The following is a 1,803-nucleotide window of genomic DNA, read 5'->3' on the forward strand; positions in this document are numbered from 1 at the left end:
CCCACACCAAGGGGCTTTCTAGGGCTTCCCAGGGGCACATTAAGGGGTAACACGTTACATGACACCTATGGAATCAGGGCGAAAAGGCGGAGTTGCTACCAGGGACAATCATATAACTTTATGTCCACTGTGCGGAACTCCGCAGAAAAACCAGTACCTTGCCGACACCGGCAAGAAGGGAGGTATTGCGACCCTGCAAAAGTATGGGCCAGGCTTCTACTCGCAGGTCGGTCGCCTAGGCGGTAGAGGAAACACAAGAGAGAAACGAACAGGCAGGAGCCCGAGTGTCAACCAAGCCCCTGCCGAGGAGGTTATCACAAACCCCAATGTTAATTATAGCACTCAAAGGTAAGGCAAAACAAGTATTCCCACTCTTCGCCCTGTACTGCAAGACGCAGGGCAACAAGAGAATCTGTGAGTTAGGAAGGACAAATGACCAACCATAGGGACAATAGAATCAGCCTTATTGCCGTAGGCGATCTCCAAATTGACCATTATTACCAACGCCCATTATCAGAGGAGAAAGCCAATATCATCACAAAGAACTTCCACATTGACAAAGTCGGGGTATTAAAAGTCAGTAGGCGCGATGGCGGATACTTCGTCATAGATGGGCAACATCGCCTAGCAGCAGCGAAAAAGCGCGGGCTAACGCATCTGCCGTGTCTAATTTATGATGATCTAGGCCCTGATGATGAAGCTGACCTACGCCTGGCATTCAACACCCGTAAAGTAGACGCCACAGTTGACACCTTCCGACTTCTATTGGCTAAACAAGACCCAACTGCCACCGCCATCCAACGCATTGTAGAAGATATTGGACTAAAGATAAGTCTGTCTGGGGGAGGCCACCCGAATCCACGTCACATACGATGCGTTGGCACACTCATGCGAACATATCTACAGTATAAGCATGGCGACCAACTTTTGGCTCGGGTCTTAATGGTGAGTCGGCGAAGCTGGCCACATGACTCATGGGGACGCTCTAGCCACATCATACAAGGGCTTACCACGTTTCTAAGCCTCTACCCAGAACTATCAGACGCCGCCTTAATAGACAAACTCAGACGCTATACCCCAGCCGAACTTTTGGCCAGCGCTCGAATTGAGCAAGCGACAATTGTGGGCCTCGGTAGGGAGAAAATCATTGCATCCCTCATATTACGGCTCTACAACCGAGGCAAGAGAAACAAACTACCTAATAGGATTATAGGGAGGTGAGCGATGCCCAGACCACAGGTAATGCAAAGAACCCAATTAGTGCCAAAGGTGTTTGCCGACCTAGGGTACACCACCAAGGAGTACGACGACCATGTTCTGACGGTTGTGTACAAGGACGAAGAGATTGCCGCATTATCACAGGTTGACCTCCACCCGGATGACATAGTGGACATCATCGCCCGGCACTTCGTCAGGACCTCAACCCCGATGGGGGCGGTACGGGGGTGACAGCCCCTATGTGTCCTATGAAGTTCAACAACACTAGGCCGCCAGAAACCATTGACTGGGCGTGTGAGCGCGATGGATGTGCCTGGTGGTCTAAGGGCGGTGAACGCTGCGCAATCGTCACAATAGCGATGGGGGTATGGGCGACCTTGGATACCATCAAGGGCAATAACCACTCAAAGAAAGGCAAGAGGACTAAGACAAGTGGATGATTCGTTTATTATGACGACCGCCTTCTTCAACTCTTTTCAACCTCCTTCTCTTAATGGGCAGGGCGAGGACCCGCCACGAAAGCTGGCCTCGCCGCCCGTTCAGTGTACTGAATGTGGCGAGCCCTTGATTGAAATGGAGTTTACC

At 51.2% G+C, this 1,803-nt stretch carries 3 protein-coding genes; all 3 read left to right on the forward strand.

All coding sequences use genetic code 11. The features are described from left to right. Positions 1 to 432 precede the first annotated feature (432 nt). The 3 genes from HWQ67_RS20710 to HWQ67_RS17550 are packed head-to-tail and all read left to right on the forward strand — an operon-like array spanning position 433 to position 1,658. Positions 433 to 1,221 (forward strand): ParB/RepB/Spo0J family partition protein, encoded by a 789-nt coding sequence (locus HWQ67_RS20710; protein ID WP_218253990.1) that lies wholly within the window; start codon positions 433 to 435, stop codon positions 1,219 to 1,221. A gap of 3 nt (positions 1,222 to 1,224) precedes the next feature. Continuing rightward, the gene (locus HWQ67_RS17545) at positions 1,225 to 1,449 is read left to right on the forward strand and encodes a hypothetical protein (RefSeq protein ID WP_218253991.1); all 225 of its coding nucleotides are present in this window, start codon (positions 1,225 to 1,227) and stop codon (positions 1,447 to 1,449) included. A gap of 17 nt (positions 1,450 to 1,466) precedes the next feature. Then, complete coding sequence (locus HWQ67_RS17550; protein WP_218253992.1) at positions 1,467 to 1,658, forward strand: hypothetical protein; 192 nt, start codon at positions 1,467 to 1,469, stop codon at positions 1,656 to 1,658. Positions 1,659 to 1,803: the final 145 nt, after the last annotated feature.

The sequence above is a fragment of the Candidatus Magnetobacterium casense genome (genome assembly GCF_019173545.1).
Lineage (GTDB): Bacteria > Nitrospirota > Thermodesulfovibrionia > Thermodesulfovibrionales > Magnetobacteriaceae > Magnetobacterium > Magnetobacterium cryptolimnobacter.

Bases quoted from the DNA above. Each gene is read 5' to 3' on its own strand.
- HWQ67_RS20710 (WP_218253990.1), top strand. From the start codon at position 433: ATGACCAACCATAGGGACAATAGAATCAGCCTTATTGCCGTAGGCGAT.
- HWQ67_RS17545 (WP_218253991.1), top strand. From the start codon at position 1,225: ATGCCCAGACCACAGGTAATGCAAAGAACCCAATTAGTGCCAAAGGTG.
- HWQ67_RS17550 (WP_218253992.1), top strand. From the start codon at position 1,467: ATGAAGTTCAACAACACTAGGCCGCCAGAAACCATTGACTGGGCGTGT.